General features: G+C 56.8%; 16 protein-coding genes. 1 reads left to right on the forward strand and 15 read right to left on the reverse strand.

What is annotated here, in order from left to right; all coding sequences use genetic code 11:
• Positions 1-4: 4 nt before the first annotated feature.
• The 12 genes from HGO37_RS13685 to HGO37_RS13740 form a co-directional block, all read right to left on the reverse strand.
• Positions 5-1,399, reverse strand: coding sequence for an FAD-dependent oxidoreductase (locus HGO37_RS13685; RefSeq protein ID WP_250983776.1), 1,395 nt, complete (start codon positions 1,397-1,399; stop codon positions 5-7).
• Positions 1,400-1,418: 19 nt separating this feature from the next.
• Positions 1,419-2,204, reverse strand: a complete 786-nt coding sequence (locus HGO37_RS13690) for an SDR family NAD(P)-dependent oxidoreductase (protein ID WP_259148130.1) — start codon at positions 2,202-2,204, stop codon at positions 1,419-1,421.
• Between the two features lie 569 nt (positions 2,205-2,773).
• Positions 2,774-4,036, reverse strand: a complete 1,263-nt coding sequence (locus HGO37_RS13695; protein WP_250983777.1) for a D-tagatose-bisphosphate aldolase, class II, non-catalytic subunit — start codon at positions 4,034-4,036, stop codon at positions 2,774-2,776.
• A gap of 64 nt (positions 4,037-4,100) precedes the next feature.
• Positions 4,101-4,913 carry an NUDIX hydrolase gene (locus HGO37_RS13700; protein ID WP_250983778.1) on the reverse strand — a complete coding sequence of 271 codons (813 nt, stop codon included), beginning with the start codon at positions 4,911-4,913 and terminating at the stop codon, positions 4,101-4,103.
• Positions 4,914-4,999: 86 nt separating this feature from the next.
• A complete protein-coding gene (locus HGO37_RS13705) occupies positions 5,000-5,764 on the reverse strand; it encodes a glucosamine-6-phosphate deaminase (RefSeq protein WP_250983779.1) in 765 nt (254 codons plus the stop codon).
• Positions 5,765-5,818: 54 nt separating this feature from the next.
• Positions 5,819-6,916 (reverse strand): N-acetylglucosamine-6-phosphate deacetylase, encoded by a 1,098-nt coding sequence (locus tag HGO37_RS13710; protein WP_250983780.1) that lies wholly within the window; start codon positions 6,914-6,916, stop codon positions 5,819-5,821.
• Positions 6,913-7,854: an ROK family protein gene (locus tag HGO37_RS13715; protein ID WP_250983781.1), complete on the reverse strand. Its 942-nt coding sequence runs from the start codon at positions 7,852-7,854 to the stop codon at positions 6,913-6,915. The genes HGO37_RS13710 and HGO37_RS13715 overlap by 4 nt, the downstream gene beginning before the upstream one ends.
• Complete coding sequence (locus HGO37_RS13720; RefSeq protein ID WP_250983782.1) at positions 7,851-8,930, reverse strand: AgaS family sugar isomerase; 1,080 nt, start codon at positions 8,928-8,930, stop codon at positions 7,851-7,853. The genes HGO37_RS13715 and HGO37_RS13720 overlap by 4 nt, the downstream gene beginning before the upstream one ends.
• 66 nt (positions 8,931-8,996) lie before the next feature.
• On the reverse strand, positions 8,997-9,962 hold the full coding sequence (locus HGO37_RS13725) for a PP2C family serine/threonine-protein phosphatase (protein ID WP_250983783.1): 966 nt from the start codon (positions 9,960-9,962) through the stop codon (positions 8,997-8,999).
• A gap of 82 nt (positions 9,963-10,044) precedes the next feature.
• Positions 10,045-11,727, reverse strand: a complete 1,683-nt coding sequence (locus tag HGO37_RS13730) for an ABC transporter permease (protein ID WP_250983784.1) — start codon at positions 11,725-11,727, stop codon at positions 10,045-10,047.
• The gene (locus tag HGO37_RS13735; RefSeq protein WP_250983785.1) at positions 11,727-12,806 is read right to left on the reverse strand and encodes an ABC transporter ATP-binding protein; all 1,080 of its coding nucleotides are present in this window, start codon (positions 12,804-12,806) and stop codon (positions 11,727-11,729) included. The genes HGO37_RS13730 and HGO37_RS13735 overlap by 1 nt, the downstream gene beginning before the upstream one ends.
• A 113-nt stretch (positions 12,807-12,919) precedes the next feature.
• A complete protein-coding gene (locus HGO37_RS13740; RefSeq protein WP_250983786.1) occupies positions 12,920-13,864 on the reverse strand; it encodes an ABC transporter substrate-binding protein in 945 nt (314 codons plus the stop codon).
• Positions 13,865-14,205: 341 nt separating this feature from the next.
• Between HGO37_RS13740 and HGO37_RS13745 the strand changes: the two genes are divergently transcribed.
• Positions 14,206-15,342: an ROK family transcriptional regulator gene (locus tag HGO37_RS13745; RefSeq protein ID WP_250983787.1), complete on the forward strand. Its 1,137-nt coding sequence runs from the start codon at positions 14,206-14,208 to the stop codon at positions 15,340-15,342.
• A 132-nt stretch (positions 15,343-15,474) separates the two neighbouring features.
• On the opposite strand, the gene HGO37_RS13750 is transcribed toward HGO37_RS13745, so the two are convergent.
• The 3 genes from HGO37_RS13750 to HGO37_RS13760 are packed head-to-tail and all read right to left on the reverse strand — an operon-like array spanning position 15,475 to position 18,552.
• Positions 15,475-16,233 (reverse strand): SDR family oxidoreductase, encoded by a 759-nt coding sequence (locus tag HGO37_RS13750; RefSeq protein WP_250983788.1) that lies wholly within the window; start codon positions 16,231-16,233, stop codon positions 15,475-15,477.
• 12 nt (positions 16,234-16,245) lie between these two features.
• Positions 16,246-17,172, reverse strand: a complete 927-nt coding sequence (locus HGO37_RS13755; RefSeq protein ID WP_250983789.1) for a dihydrodipicolinate synthase family protein — start codon at positions 17,170-17,172, stop codon at positions 16,246-16,248.
• Between the two features lie 18 nt (positions 17,173-17,190).
• Positions 17,191-18,552: a dihydroorotase gene (locus HGO37_RS13760; RefSeq protein ID WP_250983790.1), complete on the reverse strand. Its 1,362-nt coding sequence runs from the start codon at positions 18,550-18,552 to the stop codon at positions 17,191-17,193.
• Positions 18,553-18,585 lie beyond the last annotated feature (33 nt).

Consider the following 18,585-nt stretch of genomic DNA (forward strand, 5'->3'; position numbering starts at 1 on the left):
CACATCACCCCAGATAAGCGCCCTGTGCCAGCAATTCACGGCGCAGGTCCTCATATTCGATATGGCGAGGGCTGGCGCGATTGCCCACGGAAAGCGCAGCCGCGATGCCGGCAGCCTGGCCAAGCGCAAAGCAGGGCGGCATGACGCGGATGGCACTCAACGCCTCATGCGTTGCTGACACGGCACGACCGGAAACCAAAAGACCATCGTGGATGCGCGGTACCATCACCCTATACGGGATCTGATAGATATTGGCAGCGTCGGGCCCTTCTCCACCTGTGCCGCCACCCGATCCCGTCGGATCGTGGATATCCAGCGGATAGCCACAGAGTGCGACCACGTCCTCAAAGGCGCGACCGGAATGCAGATCCTCAAGCGTCAACTCGTAGTCGCCTTCGATGCGGCGGGTTTCCCGCACACCGATCTGCGTTGCGGTATCGCGCAACGTCGCCTCTTTGAAACCTGGCAACTCCTTGCGGAAGAAATCGAGAAGAGCCACGGTTTGCTCACGCCCCTCCACCTCGGCCAGTGACAGTTCGAGCGCATCGGCGCCGTTCCGTTTAAGCACCCGCCCGGTATTGATACGCCAGACCCCCGGCTCCATGGTCTTATAGAGGCCTATGCCGCGACGAGGCGCAGGGAAACGCCCCTCTTCCGTCGCCTTGGCGACAATCGAGGAGAACGGGCGATAGTCGTCCGGGTGCGATCGAACATACTCCTCGACAACCTGATCATCGACATTTTGAACGCGAAAGAACAGGGTCTGGGGCTGGGAAAGCCCGTCGCTGTCACGCCCCTGCCGGGTGTGGACGCCAGCATAGTGAGCGACGTCACCATCGGCAGAGCAATCGACCACCACTTTGGCGCGCGCGGCTCTCAAGCCACCTTTGCCAGCGCAAACAACACCGAGCACCCTGGGATTGTCGGCATCGCGGTCGTCAACGATGGCGTCGACCACCATTGTGTGGAGCAGAAGTTCGACGCCCGCCTCAAGACACATGCGCTGGGCGACAACCTTTGCTGCCTCGGGCTCGAAAGGGGTGACCTTGTCATGTCCATAAACGATGAAGCCGCAATAGGCCGAACCAGCAGGAATGGCACTGGGATGCAATGCGCCTCCCAACGCCATCATTCCCTGCACGAATTCCTCGTAGATGCCACGGATCAGCTGTGTTTTGCCATCAAGCGAATAGGATGTCATGCAGGGACCGACCAGACCTGCGGTCAGGTTGCCGCCCAAAAACCCGTAGCGCTCGACGAGACGGACCCTCACCCCGAGACGGGCCGCCGCTACCGCTGCTGAAATTCCCGATGGTCCGCCACCGATGACGAGTACGTCGACATCATCGAGTTCGGGAACGTCGACCGAATAGGCATAATGCCGCTCTGTCTGATGCATCTTGTCCTCCCAGACTGATTTAGCGGAACATCGATCCGCCATCGACATCGAGCGCTGATCCATAGGTGAAACTGGCGGCATTGGAGCAAAGGAACATGATGGCAGCGGCCATGTCGTCCGGTCGACCCATGCGGCGCATCGGCAAATTAGCAGCAATGCGCTCCTTCAGCGCAGGATCGATATGGGAATGCATTGGCGAGTCTGTTGGCCCAGGGTTGAGCGCGTTGATGCGGATTTTCTTGCCTGCCAGTTCTCGCGCTACAGATTTGACCATCGACAGGGTGGCCGCCTTCGATGCAGCATAGGGCGTATCGGCAATGAGCCCGCCACCGCCATGGACCCCAGCATCGGAAGCGGTGCATACGATATTGCCACCCTCAGGATTGTCGAGCATGCGTTTGACTGCCGCCTGAACCGTGAAGAAGGTGCCAAGCAGGTTGACGTCCAGCACGCGGCGCCAGTGCGCCCAATCCTGTTCAAAGATACGCTTGGCGGTAATGATTGCCGCGCAGGTGACCACGTTGTCGAGCCGCTGTAGATTGGTGTCACAATATTCGAATGCGGCCGCAATGCTCGCCTGATCGCTGACATCCACCCTTACTGTGTGGATCTTGGCTCCCGACTGCCGCAAATCGGCGCTGTAACGCTCAAGCCCGGCCTCGTCTCGGTCTGCCATGACCACTTCCGCCCCTTTGGACGCAAAAGCACGGGCGGTCTCAAGCCCCATTCCGCTGGCGGCACCCGTTATCAACACCGATCTACCGGCAAAACAGTTATCCGCAAAAGTCGCATATGTGTCTGGCATACTGGGTTTCCTCTTCCTGGCCTCATAACATATCACCCACGCGGGTTTAAAAGACCGGCACTGAGAAACCTAGCAACTATGTTAGTTAGATGTAAAGATTATTTTTACGTCGGCTGAATCAACGCCAACAAGATCGCCGTCGCGGAGTGAAGTTGACCCATGTACCGCATTCAGCGGGTCCGCCCGGAGCGATATTTTGCCGGTTAAAGGGGAGTTCAGCCGTCTTAAAGAGATCTGAACCAACGGTCCCAAAGCCGAGTGATTTGCAATCGGCAATTGCAGGCTGCTTAAATAGAGGGCCGTGCGCTCCCCTGGCCACGCGACGTCAGAATGTCACCTTTGCCTCTCAACCCTCATCGATCATTGGAGGGCGGGGAACGTCTCATTTTAGCTGAAGTCTTAATTCGGTGTTCCGCTTGGTTTCGTCGGCTAGGATTTCGCATGCGATTTTGAGCACACGTTCCGTATAATTCTTCTGTACACACGCCAGACCGCGATGTGCGGGCGCTGGTGGACAGAATAGACCACCGCACGTCAGGTTCTTCTCAAACTTTCGAGTGACAGCCCCGTCAGTGGCCGCACGCTTTAGCATAATCACGCAACGTCGCCTGGACATAGGCAAGCTTTATTCCATCGAAATTAGCCACGACGTCGCCTGATCGCACTTTCGCAGTCAAAGGAGTGAGGTACTGGCTGATCAGTGTTTCAGGTAGGGACCTATTCCCGAGACGGGTTCTCACAACGTCTACTGCCTGTCGCGCAGCGGGCTGGGACCAATAATAGCGAATGCGGTCCGAATAACTGAAATGCCGTTGGAGGCGCTGTTGCGAAGAAGTACCTGAATAATATTTAGCCCAGTGGTTGTGATCTCCCATCATGATGTTTTCCATTGTTTGCTTGAGCATCGGGGCTTCACCATCAAGTTCCGACGCAATCAAATCCAACCCATAGAGCGCTTCCCGCAACGCAAACGTCAGGCCGGGACCAACCTTTAGAATGGCAAACCCGCCACCCACGAGCGACGAAAGCGCCTCAGCAGTTTGGTAATGGGTCGAATGTGCTTCGAAGACCACATTGGGCATGTCGGTAAGCGATTGAGAGAGGTTCCTTGCTTGGTCCGGCCGGTAAGCCACAACATTTGCGTTGCCGAATTCGACACCGGGCTGCACAACCAAACCGATCACCCGTTGAAACGCCGCCTCCAGCCCGTGTTCCGCGAACGACCTGGAGTGCACATCATACGTCCTGCGCGCCGCGGCCGGATCTGTCACGTCAAGATCATCAACGGCATGAGAAGCACCACCTGGAACAGGCACTTCCGTTCCGACAATGTAGACGGGTGAAAAAGAGCTGTTGTCTTCGGCAACTGCTGCCAGCTGGGCTGCGCGCCGGGCCACAAGCTCATCGTCCAACGCTTCAGGCTCGCCAACGCATCCCATCGAGCAGTCGAGATGCAGCTTGGAAAATCCCGCACTGGCATATGCTGCAACCATCTCCTTGGCCTTGGCCATTGCATCAGCGGCAGACAGATGTTTCCAGGGATTGGGACCTAGATGATCTCCGCCAAGGATGAGGCCTTCGGTATTGAAGCCCACACTGCCCGCGATCTCCTCAACAAACGTCCGGAATTTCGCAGGTGTCATAGACGTATATCCGCCGTCTTGATTCACCTGATTACAAGTGGCTTCGATCAAGACCGGCTGATCAATGTCGCGACCCAGTATCAAAGCCGCGCGAATGACATCGGGATGCGCCGAACAAACGGAGGTTATGCCATATGTTTCACCACGATCACGGCGCGATCGTAAAGACGTGAGTGTAGACGTATTCATGTAAATCTCTCAAATTGAGGGCAAAATTTCGCTGGCGGATGACCTGCATATCGTTGCGCGGTCATCAGCGGGATTTAAGGGCATACGGTTCAGGCGTGTGCCGCGACAGCGTTTCTGTTGCGCAGAAACGCACAGCCTTAGAAGCTTCCTCCCAACCGTCTTCCAGAAGCGGTGCGAGATAATCAACAATGCAGCCTTTGTTCACGCGGAAGAATTGGCTGAGTGTTTTAAGGTCGAACGTCACGGCATGGAGACGATCAAACTCGGGGAGTTCTCCGTCTGCCAGTTGTTTCGATCGATAACTAGCGAAAGAATTTTGCGCCTGCCCGGCGGTCATATCGAGAGACAGGGCGTAGAATATCCCGACGGTGGAATCTTTACCGCCGCATTTTAAACCAAAGGGCCGAAACCATGCGATGTCTCTGACAAAATCCGGTCCAAGTTCCTCCATTACCTCGCGCTGGCAGCACATTCGTGCATTGAGTTCTCCATCGGCCCCAATTTCGACACCGCCTCCAGGAAACTGAATCCGGCCGGGGGATGACGTATGCTGCGCCATCTCGCCAAACAGCAGGTGGTTGTCAGAGGTCAAAATGGCGGCCGCACAAAAGAAAGCCTGGCAATCAAACTCATGGTTCAGGTCTTGGGCAGCGTAAAGATAATGCGCGTAGTCGGTCGTCGAAAGTTCGACAACCATGCCGGAACTTTCCGGAGTGACTGATGATGCGGCGAGCACCGGGCCGTTAAAGAACTGGCCGTTGTTGCTGATGCGAGCCCAGTATGTTTCGACTTTGGAACGATAACCATCGGGAAACGTCATTGCCGATTTGCTGAGGGCGGGCCGAACGTCCTGATTGATAAAGGTGATCTTCAGCATGGCGTTGTCCTCGTTCGGCATTGCGTTTGGAGGGTTTCGGACCGCAGCATCCGTTCTCAGCGATGTCAAAAACTGTCTTGGTTTTATCAAAGTGCGCTGGCAGCAGCGCTGTCGAGATACCAGTGGATGTTTCCATGAGACCTGAGCAATGAGGCCGGGCAATCGGTTGACGGCTGTTCCCGCAGACTGCGTCGAACGGCAGTCGCCTTCGCCGGTCCCGTCGCCAGCATGATGATTTCACGCGCATTCAGTATATCGGCGATCCCCAGGGTGATGGCCTGCGAGGGTACGGAGCGCAGCTCCACAAGACCAGGCTGGTTGGCTGACAGGGTTTCTTCAGAAAGATCGACGATCCGTACATGACTGTCGGGTGCCGAGCCGGGCTCATTGAAACCGATATGGCCGTTCGTACCCAACCCGAGAAGCTGTACGTCGACGCCACCGCTTTCGCGCAACAGGGCCGCATATCGTGCAGCCTCGGCTGCCAGATCCGCTGCGGCACCGTCGATGAGGTTGAGCTTGCCAGGATCGAAATCGGCAAGACCAAAGAGTTCGCGCTTCATGAACGCGGCAAAGGAATCCGGATGGGATGCCGCCAGACCACAATATTCGTCCAGATTGAAAGTCTCGACATCACGAAACGACACCTCGCCCTCAACAAACGCATCGATGAGACTTTTATAGACCCGGCGGGGCGTCTGGCCAGTTGCAAGACCCAGAACACTTTTGGGGTTTCGCTTAACGATTGCGAGGAGGTGATCTGCGACCGCATCGGCAGCATCATTGGCCGTCGGAAATACCGTTATCAGGCAACCATCGCTGATAGCCGTCTTTTGCAATGAAATGTTCATTATTTCAATCCTCTAATTGGCCGGATCCTGCTACCCAATGGCCGCATTGCGGTGTCAGATCGCAACGCGCCGCAGGGCGTCATCGAGCGCTATGATTTCCCTGGTGGGGGTTCCTTGGCGAAGTGCCGATCGCTTGAAACCCATCACGTCCAGTGGGATCATGGCTGCCATCTGGTAAGCGTCTTCCAGTGACAGCCCGACATGCTGGACGGCGTTCGCAAGGCATGTGGCAAGATCGACATGCGCTCCGGCAAGAGAACCCGCCTGATTGATAAGTGCCCCATCCCGAACCCTTATTGTCTCGCCATAAAGTTCGAATTGATCGGGTCCGCCAATCGTTGCCATTGCATCGGAGACCATGAACATACGCCCCGGGGACGGACGCGCACGGCAGGCCAGAGCCACCATCGACCAATCGACATGATGGCCATCGACAATAATCCCGGCATAGGCATCCGAATTGATCGCCGCACCGAGGATGCCAGGCTCGCGCGAGCCCATGGGTGGCATTGCGTTATAGAGATGGGTGAAGCAGGTAACACCCGCTTCCAGTCCGGCTCTGGTTTCGTCCGCGGTTGCCGCAGAATGGCCTGCGGAGATGATCACGCCCATATCTGCAATGCGTCGGATCGTGTCCAAATCGACGGTCTCTGGCGCAAGCGTCAGCATCACTGGAATGCCAGCTGAACGCAGTTCTTCAAGGATCGCCAGTGTTGTTTCATCCATGGGCCGGATAAACGCAGGATTGTGCGTGCCTTTGCGCAACACGTTGAGATGCGGACCCTCTATATGAAGACCGAGGAAGCCAGCCGTTCCCCAAGCGTCCCGTGCCGCTGTCGCGACCGCGCGCATACGTTCAGCCTCACAGGTGATGAGGGTTGGCATTACCCAGCCGGTGCCAAGAGAGCGTTGCGTCGTGACAATATGTGAGATTGACTGTGCCGAAGGATCGGAATTCAACATCACTCCGCCGCTGCCGTTCACCTGCAGATCGGTCAGTGCCGGGCCAAGAAAATGGACCCGCATGTCCGGGTTTTCGTCGCTTTCAAGCGACCGGATTTCTCTCAGCTCACCGCTGGCGAATTCAGCCGCAAGCCCGGTTTGCATGGCACCATCCATCCAGATGAAATCGGCGGCGATGAGTTGGGTCATGAAAATGGGGCTCCAGACGGGTTAGATTGGTTTCGGCTTGCCATGATGGCGGCACCACGTGCTCCGGAGCTGTCACCATGGATGGCGGAGCGGATGGCCGGCATGCGCATTTCGCCGAGCTTTATGGACTGAAACGGTTTTTCCAGCAGCGACACGACATCCGGAATGCTGGACAATCCGCCGCCCAGCACAATACAGTCGGGGTCGTGTGTAAGCTGAATGATCAGCAACAGTTCCGAGGCGATCTCTGCCCATAGGGACATTACCTCTTGCTGTTGCTTATCCCCGGCTTGCGCAGAGGCAACGATCTCTTCGGCCGTCACCGGTCGTCCCAGCCTATGCCCGCCAAGTGCCGCCAGACCCGTGCCGGAGACATAGCGTTCGAAACATCCACGCTTCCCGCAGCCGCAGTCCCATGACGGCAAACCGTGAGCCACAGAGATATGGGCCGGAATGCCGATGTGGCCAATTTCCAGTGCCGAACCGTTCAGACGTGGCGTCAACCGACCGTCACACGTCAGACCTGCCCCGACGCCGGTACCCATGATCAGGCCAACAACGGTCTTGAACCCTTCACCGGCTCCGCCATTTGCCTCCGACAGGGCAAACGCCTGGCAGTCGTTCATCAATGGCAGCCTGCGACCAATCCGTTCCTCCAGTATGGTGGCGATGTCGTAACCACTGGCTGGCAGGTTGGAGGTGAAAGCACGGCCCGTATGCACATCGACAAGACCAGGTATGGCCATTCCCACAGGTAACGCCTGGCCCTGATCCGAAAGCTGCTCGAGCCATCGGACCTGCTCGGCGAGGGCATCGATGAAATCGGCAAGCCGTTCCTTCGGCGTTGGGATGCGTCGCATTTCGACAGTCGCCAGATCGTTGGAAAACAGCCGTGCTTCGATCTTGGTGCCGCCGATATCGATGCCGCCGCAGATCATGCCCGCACCGGATAAAGCGTTACGCCGGAGACCACTCGAGAGAGATTTCCCTGTCCCGCAAACGGATTGTCGATGTTAAGCGCAAGTTCGCCTGACCATGCAACGGCCCACAACTGCGCCGCCAGCACATAAAGCGGTGCCTCCCAACGGGCGTCACCCAAGGTCCGAAGATTCACATCGCAACCCGCTCCACCCAGTGTCAGCACCGTGGCCTCTGGGTACTGCGCCATGATCTCGCGCGCCACATCGTGATCATAAAGCGCAGTATGCACATCCGGATGGACCATGACGACGATAAGATCACGGCCGGTGATGACCGCCTTTGGACCATGGCGAAAACCAAGCGTGCTGTCCCACGAGGTCATGGTCTGGCCGGCCGTCAGTTCCAGAACTTTGAGCGCAGATTCACGGGCCACACCCTTCAGTGAGCCTGAGCCGAGAAAAACCACGCGCTCGGGCCTCGGCGGTGTCATAGCCTGCAGCGCTGGCAGTAGCGAGGATGCCTTGTCTGCGATCCTGTTGAGATTATCAGCAACATCCGCCCCAGTATCGAGGCAGGCCAGTGCAGATAACAGCATGGTCGTGAAACTGGACGTCATTGCAAAACCGCTGTCATGCGTCGCTTCGGGCAGCGCAATCACCTTTTGCTCTCCACTTCCCACAGGCGCACGCGTGGCAAGAGCACCCTTCGGGTTGCAAGTGATGTTCAGCCGCTGCACCTTGGGAAACTGCATATCGAGCAGATCAAGCGTGCCAATGCTCTCGGAGCTGTCACCCGAGCGGCCGAACTGCACGACGAGAAGATGCGGATCATTGCGAAGGCATTCGAACGGGCATGCCACGATATCGGTGGTCGGGATTGCCTTTATGATAAGTCCGTCAGATTGCGCAAAGCTCAATGCGTCACCGATAAAGGCCGAGGTTCCGGCACCGGCAAAGACAATCTCGGTGATCTGTTTTTCCTTGATCCAGGCACTGATTTCCTGTGCCTTGCCAGCAAGGATCGGAGCCCATTCGGCCCAGATGCGCGGCTGTGCGAAAATTTCTTTCCATGTCTGGCTGTCCTGGGCCTGCATGATCAAATCCTGTTCTTCTTGGTTTCAAAGCCGGCCTGGTTGCCCGGCGGCAGCGGTATTGTGGGTTCAGATCGCGACTGATCGTGGAAGCGTGGCAGAAAGGATCGTCCTGTCATCACAGCTTTCGACAGAGGTCGAGCCTTTCACGGCAGGAAAGGCACCGGTCTTGTGAAAATCGACGGCTTCAACCCGCTCGAATTCCCTCTCCCAGTCGCCGACGTGAATTCCACCAGTCGGGATCGAGACGTAACCATCCGAGAAAATTTCGATGCTCGTCACGTCGTTTTTTGATAGAAGGACATCGGTCAAACCATCGATGGTGATGTCCTTGCCATTGATCGAGGCGTAGCCCAGCGGTTGCGTGCTATTGGCGTAATGGAATTGCGTGCGGATGCCGCCCTTTAGAAACTTTTCGGCGATTTCCAGAGCAGTCTTCGCGGTAGCAACGGCGGTGGCAATCGCTGTTGATGCCTCTTGTGCAGTCAAACGGCCCGTCGCCACGGCTGCATCAAGACCATCAAAAATGACCTTGCGCGTCGCCATTTCGGCTTCGTCGCTGTCGTCCATCCGATCAGACAAAATCCCATGCACGGCAATACGTGCCGCTGTACTGACGGTATCGATCAGCTTGTGATGCTGATAGATGGTCTCGCCATTGATGCGAATGCCCGTGTCACCGAGTGCCAAGAGACGAAAATGATCGCCCGCGCTGACGACGATTGCCGCCGTCGTTGATGGTGGATGGGCAATGTTGCGCTCGATTGCCGCATCGCGGACGCTGTCACTCAACGCCTGAAAGATCTCACGGCCCGACGCCGAAAAAAGCGTGCCCGCAGCGGCAAGGCGCGCCGTGCATTGTGCGGCGCTTCGGGCTGCAATGCGACCGGAACTTTCGCCGTTGTAAAAGGCGCCAGTCGGATCGGTTGCGCCGTCGAAAACCGCCAGAAGTGTGTCCGGTTCGATGAGAATGATGTCATCACCCGGCTTGGCGCCGTTCTTATATTTGGATCGTGAAAATGCTTCGATATTCATAAATGCAGGTCCTGTTGGCGACAGGGGGCCGTCCGGCGCCCTGAAGCGCCGGTCACACCTGTCGATTGGCCGAGGCCGGGGATCAGACGAACGCGGATTCCTTACGATCCGAGAAACGGAAAACGATGAAGACACACAGTCCGGTCGAGGCCAGCAGCAGGGTTGACAGGGCGGCTGCCGTACCAAACTCGCCGTCGATCACCTGCACGTAGATCAGCACCGGCATGGTCACTGTCCGCGACGTATAAAGAATAAGCGTCGACGACAGTTCGTTGATGGCAGTGATGAAGCTCATCAGCGAACCGATGATCAGGCCTGGCATCATCAGTGGCACGGTCACCGAGGCAAAGGTTTTTGCCGGTGATGCGCCGAGGTTAACTGCCGCCTCCTCGATCGATGGTTTGATCTGCCGCAGGATCGATGTGGTCGAACGCACGCCGTAAGGCAGGCGCCGGATGAAAACCAGAAGGATGATGATCAAGGCAGTGCCGGTGATATCGAATGGTGGATGACGGAAGGTTGCGACATATCCGATTGCCATGACCACACCCGGGATCAGGTAAGGCACCATCAGAACGAGATCGAGCGAACCGGAAACAACATTGTCCTTTCTGACGACGATGAAGGACAAGAGGCCGGAGACGACGGCAATCATGGCGACGGCTGCCAGCGAGAAAAGGAAGCTGTTGTAAATTGCCTGCGGAGAATCCCGAAGAATACGCTCATAACTGCCAAGCCCGAAATTGCCGGTAAAGACGGGTCCGCTTGTCTCGAGAAACGATGTGTACACGACGGTAAATGCCGGCAGCATCGCAATGAAGACAACCAGATAGCAGAAGCCGTGCACGAGAACCGATTTCAGCGGTGACATTGACTTCTTGACGGGTCGGTTGGTCAGCGCGCTGGCATAACGACGCTTGGAGAGAATACGGCGTTGCAGCAGAAGCGCGATCATCGAAATTGCAATCATCAGCATCGAAACCGTGACCGCCATCGTTGGCGTGCCGCCCATTTCGGATGTGTATTGCGAATAGGCGATGGTTGCCAGTGTGCGGACGCCGCGACCGAGAATGGCAGGCGTTCCAAAATCGGCGATCGACAGCACGAAACATATGATGGCACCGGTGCTGACAGCTGGGAATATCAGCGGCAAAGTGACCTTGTAAAAGCGCTGGAAAGCGGTACAGCCAAGATTTTCGGCAGCGTCCTCGTAGGACTTGTTGATCGTGTTCAGCGCGTTTTCCGTCATCAGATAGATGTATGGAAAGAATTTCAGGCTGAAGACCATAACGATACCAGGAATTCCATAGATCGTCGGTGCCGGTATACCGATAGCCTGTAGAGCGTTTGTAACTGCACCGTTTGAGCCGAACAGCATGATCCACGCATAGGCGCCGATGAACGGAGGTGCACAGAGTACCAGAACCGCGAAAGTGGCGATCACGGCGCGGCCGCGAATGCGGTAGCGGGACGTGCAAAACGCGAGCGGTATGCCGATCAGGCAGGCACCGAGCATCCCCATGAGACCGATCACGATCGTGTTCCACAAAGCCAGCGTGTAGAAACGCCGGGTCAGAACCTGCACATAGTTGGAAATGCCGAAATCGCCGGTTGACGCATCGAAGAAGCTGATCGCCAGCACATTGGCAATCGGCAGAAGCAGAAAGACCGCGAGGAGGATAACGGCCAGAGCGGTGATCACCGTCCAGAAACCGGGCATTCTCAAGCGGCTCAAGGGAGCGGATGTGGCAGTTGTCATAGCCATCAAAGCACCCTCGCCCCGGTCACGCCGTCCTCAAAAAGCTGCACGCTGCTGGCGGCAAATGCAAAAGTGGCATCGTCGTTGGGATGAAGCGCGATGATGTCAGGCGTCGGCTTGGTGATCGCCTCGATTTCCTCGCCGGAGGCAAGCACGGCGGCGACGGCCATTTCGCGGCCAGTAAAGCTGACCTGCCGGATTTTTACAGGCAGACGAATGAGATCATCGCCAGCTGCGGCATTGACCGAGATGAATTCCGGACGCACTGCGGCGACAAGCGGCTTACCGGTTGCCGCCCCTGTCAGTTGCGGCAGCACGACGGCGGTCCCTGCGATGGCAGCCTGTGCACCCTCTACCGAAAGTGCCATAAAATTGTTGGCACCGACGAAAGACGCAACAAACCGGTTGGCCGGACTGTTGTAAACTTCCCAGGGAGCCGCCGCCTGCTGGATGACGCCACCATACATGACACAAACGAAGTCTGACATCGCCAGCGCTTCTTCCTGATCGTGCGTGACGTAGATAGTGGTGATGTTCATTGACTGCTGAATAGCGCGCAGTTCGCGGCGCAGATCGACACGCAGCTTGGCATCAAGGTTGGAGAGTGGCTCGTCCATCAGCAGGACCTGCGGATTTATGACGAGAGCACGGGCAAGACCGACACGCTGTTGCTGGCCACCGGACAATTCGTGCGGCATACGCTGGGCGTAGGCTTTCAGTTGCACGACATCGAGAATATCTGCAACGCGACGCTCGATCTCACTGCGTGAAACCTTACGTTGCTTCAAACCGAAGGCGATGTTGTCTGCAACGCTGATATGCGGGAAAACTGCATAATCCTGGAAAACCATGCCCACATTGCGCTTGTGCGCGGGCACGTTCTCAATCCTCTGGTCGGCAATCGCAATGCTACCGCTATCCTGCTGGTGAAAACCGGCGATCGTGCGCAGAAGGGTGGTTTTGCCACAGCCGCTTGGACCAAGCAGCGTAAAAAACGAGCCGGACGGAATGGAGATATTGATGTCCGAAAGAGCGACGGTCGCCCCGTAACTTTTTCGGATGTTTGAGATTTCGACAGCGGACATAAAGCGTCTCCGTAGACCGTCAGGAGTTTTGATGCCTGCGGACGAACGAATGGGAATGGCGGATCAAATGGGAGAAACGGACACGGCAAACATGCCATGTCCGTCCGTTCATGTTACTGGATATCCAGCATGACATCGTTCCAGGTCTTCATGACCTGTTCGCGGTTCTCAGCGGCCCATGCAAAGTCGTATTTTGCATCCGGAACTTCAGACAGCGGCACGAGGGCAGCATTGGCTGCAACGTCACCACGGATCGGCCGACGACCATGCTTGGCGACAACCTCCTGGCCTTCCTTCGAGATGATAAAGTCGATGAAGGCCTCGCCGTTTGCTGCGTTCGGCGCCCCTTTGACAATGGCCATACCGTCCGGAGCAATTGCGGTGCCTTCCTTCGGATAGACGATATCGACCGGTGCGTTGCCAAGCTTGTAACGAAGCGCGGCGTCTTCGAGGGTAATGCCGATCGCCTGCTCACCATCATTGACGAAACGCGGCACGGCACCGGAGGATGTTGAGAAGACGGTGTTTGCAAGAATGCCCTTGTAAATTTCCCAGCCTTTTTCTTCAGGCTTAAAAAGCTGAAGCACGGTCGATAGCTGAATATATGCCGAACCGGACTGGTCGGCGCGAGCCGACGAGATCAGTCCCTTATATTCCGGCTTGGCAAGATCTTCCCAAGACGTGGGTACCGGGGCACCCTTTAGGGCATCACGATTGACTATGAACGCTGTGACAACAGCCGTGAAAGGGATCCAGTTCTTGCTTGGCGCCAGCGAGGGAGTGATCGCCGAAGCTTCTTTCGCCTCGTAGGGCTGGAAGAGATCGGCGGAAAAATCGATGACGGTGCCATCAACACTCCACAGGACATCGGCCGCCGGTTTGCCGCTTTCCGCCTTGATGCGGTTCATCAACTCACCTGACCCGGCTTTGACGAGCTCGACCTTGGTGCCGGTCTTCTTCTCAAATGCTGGGAGCAAATCGTCCATCATCTGCTGGGGAGCTGCTGAGTAGATCACAACGGTCCCGTCAGCATGAGCAGCCGACAGCGAAGCGAACATAGCCGCACTCGTGGCGAGAGCGGTCACAAAATTACGAACATAGCCCAATGTGGCCTCCAGATTGTTTTGGTTCCCGAAAGCGCATGTCGATTTGCCGCGTCCAGTTTGCCTGGATCTATCAATCATATTCAGCGCTACGATTAATTTTCATTACGTAATTAAATATGTCAAGACTGATTTCGCAAAACTATCACAATTTGAATAAGCAACTGTTATTGCTTGTTTTAAAGTCCGACCACCTCACAGAATTCATGCGCGTCCACGCAGGGGCAAAAGAAATCAGATGCTACGTCTAGTGAACTAAGCTATGCAAATGGAGAGATGTGAGACAGGGGACAGATTTGATTAACCTCGGCTATAACGAACGTCGATTGATCGAAATGTTGCGCGGCCGCGGCGGCATGTCGCGGACTGAACTCGCGCGTGACATGGACGTTTCAGCTCCCACCCTCACGCGACTGACATCGAGCCTGCTGGAGGCAGGTCTCATCCGTGAAGCCGAGGCTAATCGGACTGGTGGTTCGGGCCGGGGAAAACCTTCAACCGCTCTGGAGCTTGCTCCCGATGGCCTGTTCACTATTGGAGTCTACTTCAATCCGGATGATTTGAGGATCTGCGTGGCGGATCTCAATGGCAAGATCAGGGCGGAGGTTCGCGAAGATCTGAGCGATCACAGCTTCCGGCACATTATGAGCATAGCGGCCCCAGCAACACGGGCGGTTGTCGCCGCATCAAAGGTCGACAAGCGGAGAATACTTGGTTGCGGCCTGTCATTTCCGGGCCATTTCTCTCGCAACCCGGGCCACGTCTTTCAAATCCCTCAGTTTACTGGCTGGCATGACGTCGACGTTGACAGGGATTTCCAGCCGTTCTTCGATTACCCGGTACATCACGAGAATGACGGTAAGGCTGTGATACTGTCTGAACTCTATTACGGCGTTGGCCGTAACCTCGCAAACTTCGCGATGATCTGGTTGACATATGGCATCGGAGGGGGTGTTGTTGTGCAGCGACATCTCTATCGAGGTAGCAACCGAAATGCCGGAGAATTTGGCGGCCTTTTCCCCAAATCACATCACCGCCCCTCAGGCCAGGATCTTTGCAATCTTCTGGACAGCAGCGGTGTCACGATCAATCGTCTTTGTGACATTGACGAAAGTTATTCTGATCACCCTATTGTTATGCAGTGGTTGGAGCGCGCGACGGATCAGCTTAGAAGCTTGGCGCTTACTGTTGCTAGAACACTCGATCCCTCCACGATTGTTTTTGGCGGATCGTTGCCGGCCTGGCTCATAGCGGAAATTGTCGAAAGGCTTGGATCGCTGGAAACTCTCGGCGAGGACTTTTTCGTTGAGCCACCGGAAATCCGCAAATCGGAGTTAAGCGAAGTACCGCATTTAGGAGCTGCGACCATTCCACTCTATCGCGCGACGACGCCAAGCTACTACTCAGGTAGAGCCTTGAAAGGTTGGGCGTGATGGTATGCGCGGGGCCGCGCACATTCAGCTCTGACCGGAATGGCGACCAGCTTCAATCCCCGCGAACTATGCAATGCTCGAAATTTCGCTCGATCAGCACCATTGAGTATGAAGGCGCTCAGCCAGCACTCTTCATGCACCCCTAATCATTCCGCCATCAACGCGGATGGCAGAGCCGGTGACGTAACTTGCATGTTCGCTGGCGAGGAAGACCGCGACGGCCGCGAATTCTTCCGGCTTTCCGTAACGACCGGCCGGGATTTCGGCGCGCGATGCTTCCTGCACGGCTTCGACCGTGTTGGCGGTCTTCTCGGCCCTGCCGGCATCCAGTTCGCGCACGCGGTCGGTGTCGATCCGGCCAGGCAGGATCATGTTGACTGTGATGCCGTGACGGGCAACTTCACCGGCCAGCGTTTTCGACCAGCCTGACACGGCGGCGCGCACACCATTGGAAAGCGCCAAGTTGGGTATGGGCTGTACAACGCCGGAAGACCCAATGGTAATGATGCGGCCCCACTTGCGGTCGATCATGCCTTCAAGCATCGCATCGGTGACCGCGAAGATCGAAGTCGCCATGCTTTCGAATGCGCTTGTCCAGCTATCTTTCGACTGGCCGACCGCAGGACCAGCCTTCGGCCCACCGGAGTTGTTGACGAGTATATCGACGCCGCCGGCAGCCTTGATCGTGGCGATCAGCGCTGCCACTAATGCGGCGTCGGAAAGATCAACGCTGACCGGAATGAAGCTCTCGGTCTCCTCCATCGCCGAGACATTACGGGCAGCGGCAAAAACCTTGACGCCCTCTGCGGTCAGTCCCTTGGCGATGGCGGCCCCCAGGCCGCGGCTAGCACCGAGAACGAGTGCGGTCTTGCCGGAAATCATAAAGTCCATGGTATCGATGCCTTACTTCAGTTCATCTAGTTTGCGTGTCTGACGCTCGATCAGTCGTTCGACTTCAGCGATGGCCTTGGCATTGAGAGAAGCGCCGGGACGGCGCTGTGCAGCGCTGGTGATGGCACCGCGTCTGGCCAGCACATATTTGCGAATAGCGAGGCCAAGGCCCGGCTGCTGTTCGTAGCGCATCAACGGAAGATAAGCGTCGAACAGGTCCTGTGCTTTGTCATGCTTGCCTTCATCGCAAAGGCGGCAGACCTCGACCATCATCTCCGGATAGGCAAACCCGGTCATCGCCCCATCGGCTCCGCGCTGCATTTCTTCCGGCAGGAACACGCCCGCATTGCCGCACAGGATGGAGGTGCGACGACGGCCCTTTGCTTCCGCCTCGCGCAGATCGGTGATCTTCTGCAGGCCCGGCCAGTCTTCATGCTTGAGCATGACGATGCTCGGATGCGCCTCCAGGATCACGCCAAGCGTCCGCGACGAGATTTGCACGCCGGTAGACAACGGGAAGTCCTGCAGCACGACGGGCACATCGGTGCCGATGGTCTCGATGACGTTGCGGTAGTAACCGATGATCTGCTCGTCGGTGCGCAGGCTGGATGGCGGTGCGACCATGACACCGGCAGCGCCAATGTCCATCACCGCCTTGGTCAGTTCGCCGATCGCGGCCAGACCCGGTGCGGAAACGCCGACCACCACCTGTTTGTCGGCCGAACGGGCAATCGTCTGGCGGGTGATATCGATGGATTCTGCCTGTGTCAGCTTCGGTGCTTCTCCCATCATGCCGAGGATCGTCAGACCATCGGCGCCCTTGTCGTAATAGAAGTCCACCATTCTGTCGACGCTCGCCACGTCGATGGCGCCGTTGTCAGTGAACGGTGTGCAGGCAATCACGAAGACGCCCGATGTCTCGTTGTTGATCAGTGTCATATCTTTTGTCTCCGAAGGTCAGAACCAGCTGGACGTGCCGCGGGCGACATACTGCCCGTCACCGGCTGCGTTGACGACGTTTGTACCGTCAAAGGCCAGCTTTCCGCCGACATATGTCCGCGAAACCTTGACGGAGAATTCACGACCGTCGAAGGGGCTCCAGTTCAACTCGTCATGCGCCTTGGCGGCGTCCCATACTTGCGCTTCAGCCTTCAGAATGGCGATGTCGGCATCAGCACCAATGCTCAGGGTGCCTTTCTGGGGCCACAGGCCAAAGAATTTGGCAGGGCGTTCGCACAGTTGCTCGACGGTCAACATGACGGCATCATAGCCACGCAGTTCTGCACCGGTGAAGAAAGCCGGAAGCAGGGTTTCAAGACCGGGAACGCCCGCGCCCGCCTCGAAGATCGATGGTGTGAACTTGTTGTCGATCGGCCAGGAGGAATGATCCGAACTGACGAAAGCCACCCGGCCGGAAATAACGTCGCCCCACAAGGCTTCGATCTGACCGGGGCGGATCGGCGGGTTGACCTTCATCTTAGCGCCCAGTTCCGCGCCGTCGGCCTCAGGGTCGAACCAGAGATAATGCACGCACAGTTCGCCGGTTGAACGGTAACCATCAGAGAGGTAGTTCTCGACGATGTCGAACCCGCGTGTCGTTGTCAAATGCACGATATGCGCATGGGCAGCAGCAGCGGCACCGAGCTCAAGGAACTGCGCTGTGGCCGCCATCTCGGCTGCCACGGGTCGGCTTTCCGAGTGAGCCTCGATGCCATCACGGCCTGCAGCCTTGGCTGCGGCGATGTGCGCACGCACGATTTCCTGGTCTTCATTGTGGACACCAAGCGGAATGTCAGTATCCGCAAGCGCGTTGAAAATTTCCAACGTTTGGTTTGAAGATATACGCGGAAAGCGAGTCGGGCTGCTTTCAAAGGTCGAAATCTTGAAGGCCACAACGCCACCCGCAATCAGACCGGCGATCTCATCTGTCGACTGGCCCGGCATGACGGTGCCATACAGCGCGACATTGGAGTGGGCATGCTTGCCAATGGCGGCAATCTTGGCGTTGAGCGTTGCCAGCGAGTTGAGCGGATCGGGATTGTCATAGGGCATGTCGACTATCGTGGTGATGCCACCCGCGACAGCAGACCGAGTCGTAGAGGCAATGCCCGGCAAGCCGCCATAACTGCAGGCGTGCGTCTGACCGTCGATGACGCCCGGGATGATCAGATCGTCACCAGCGTCGAAAACCTCGTCGCTCGCGGGTACCTCACCCGTTCCAACTGCAGCGATCTTCCCATCGCGTATACCGACCCATCCATGCTCAAGCAGACCATCGGGTAAAACTGCAGTGCCACGGATAACGAGAGAAAATGTCATGCTTTCATTCTTTCATTGGGTGGAGATTGATCT

The organism is Rhizobium sp. CG4 (assembly GCF_023701965.1).
In the GTDB taxonomy this organism is placed as follows: domain Bacteria; phylum Pseudomonadota; class Alphaproteobacteria; order Rhizobiales; family Rhizobiaceae; genus Agrobacterium.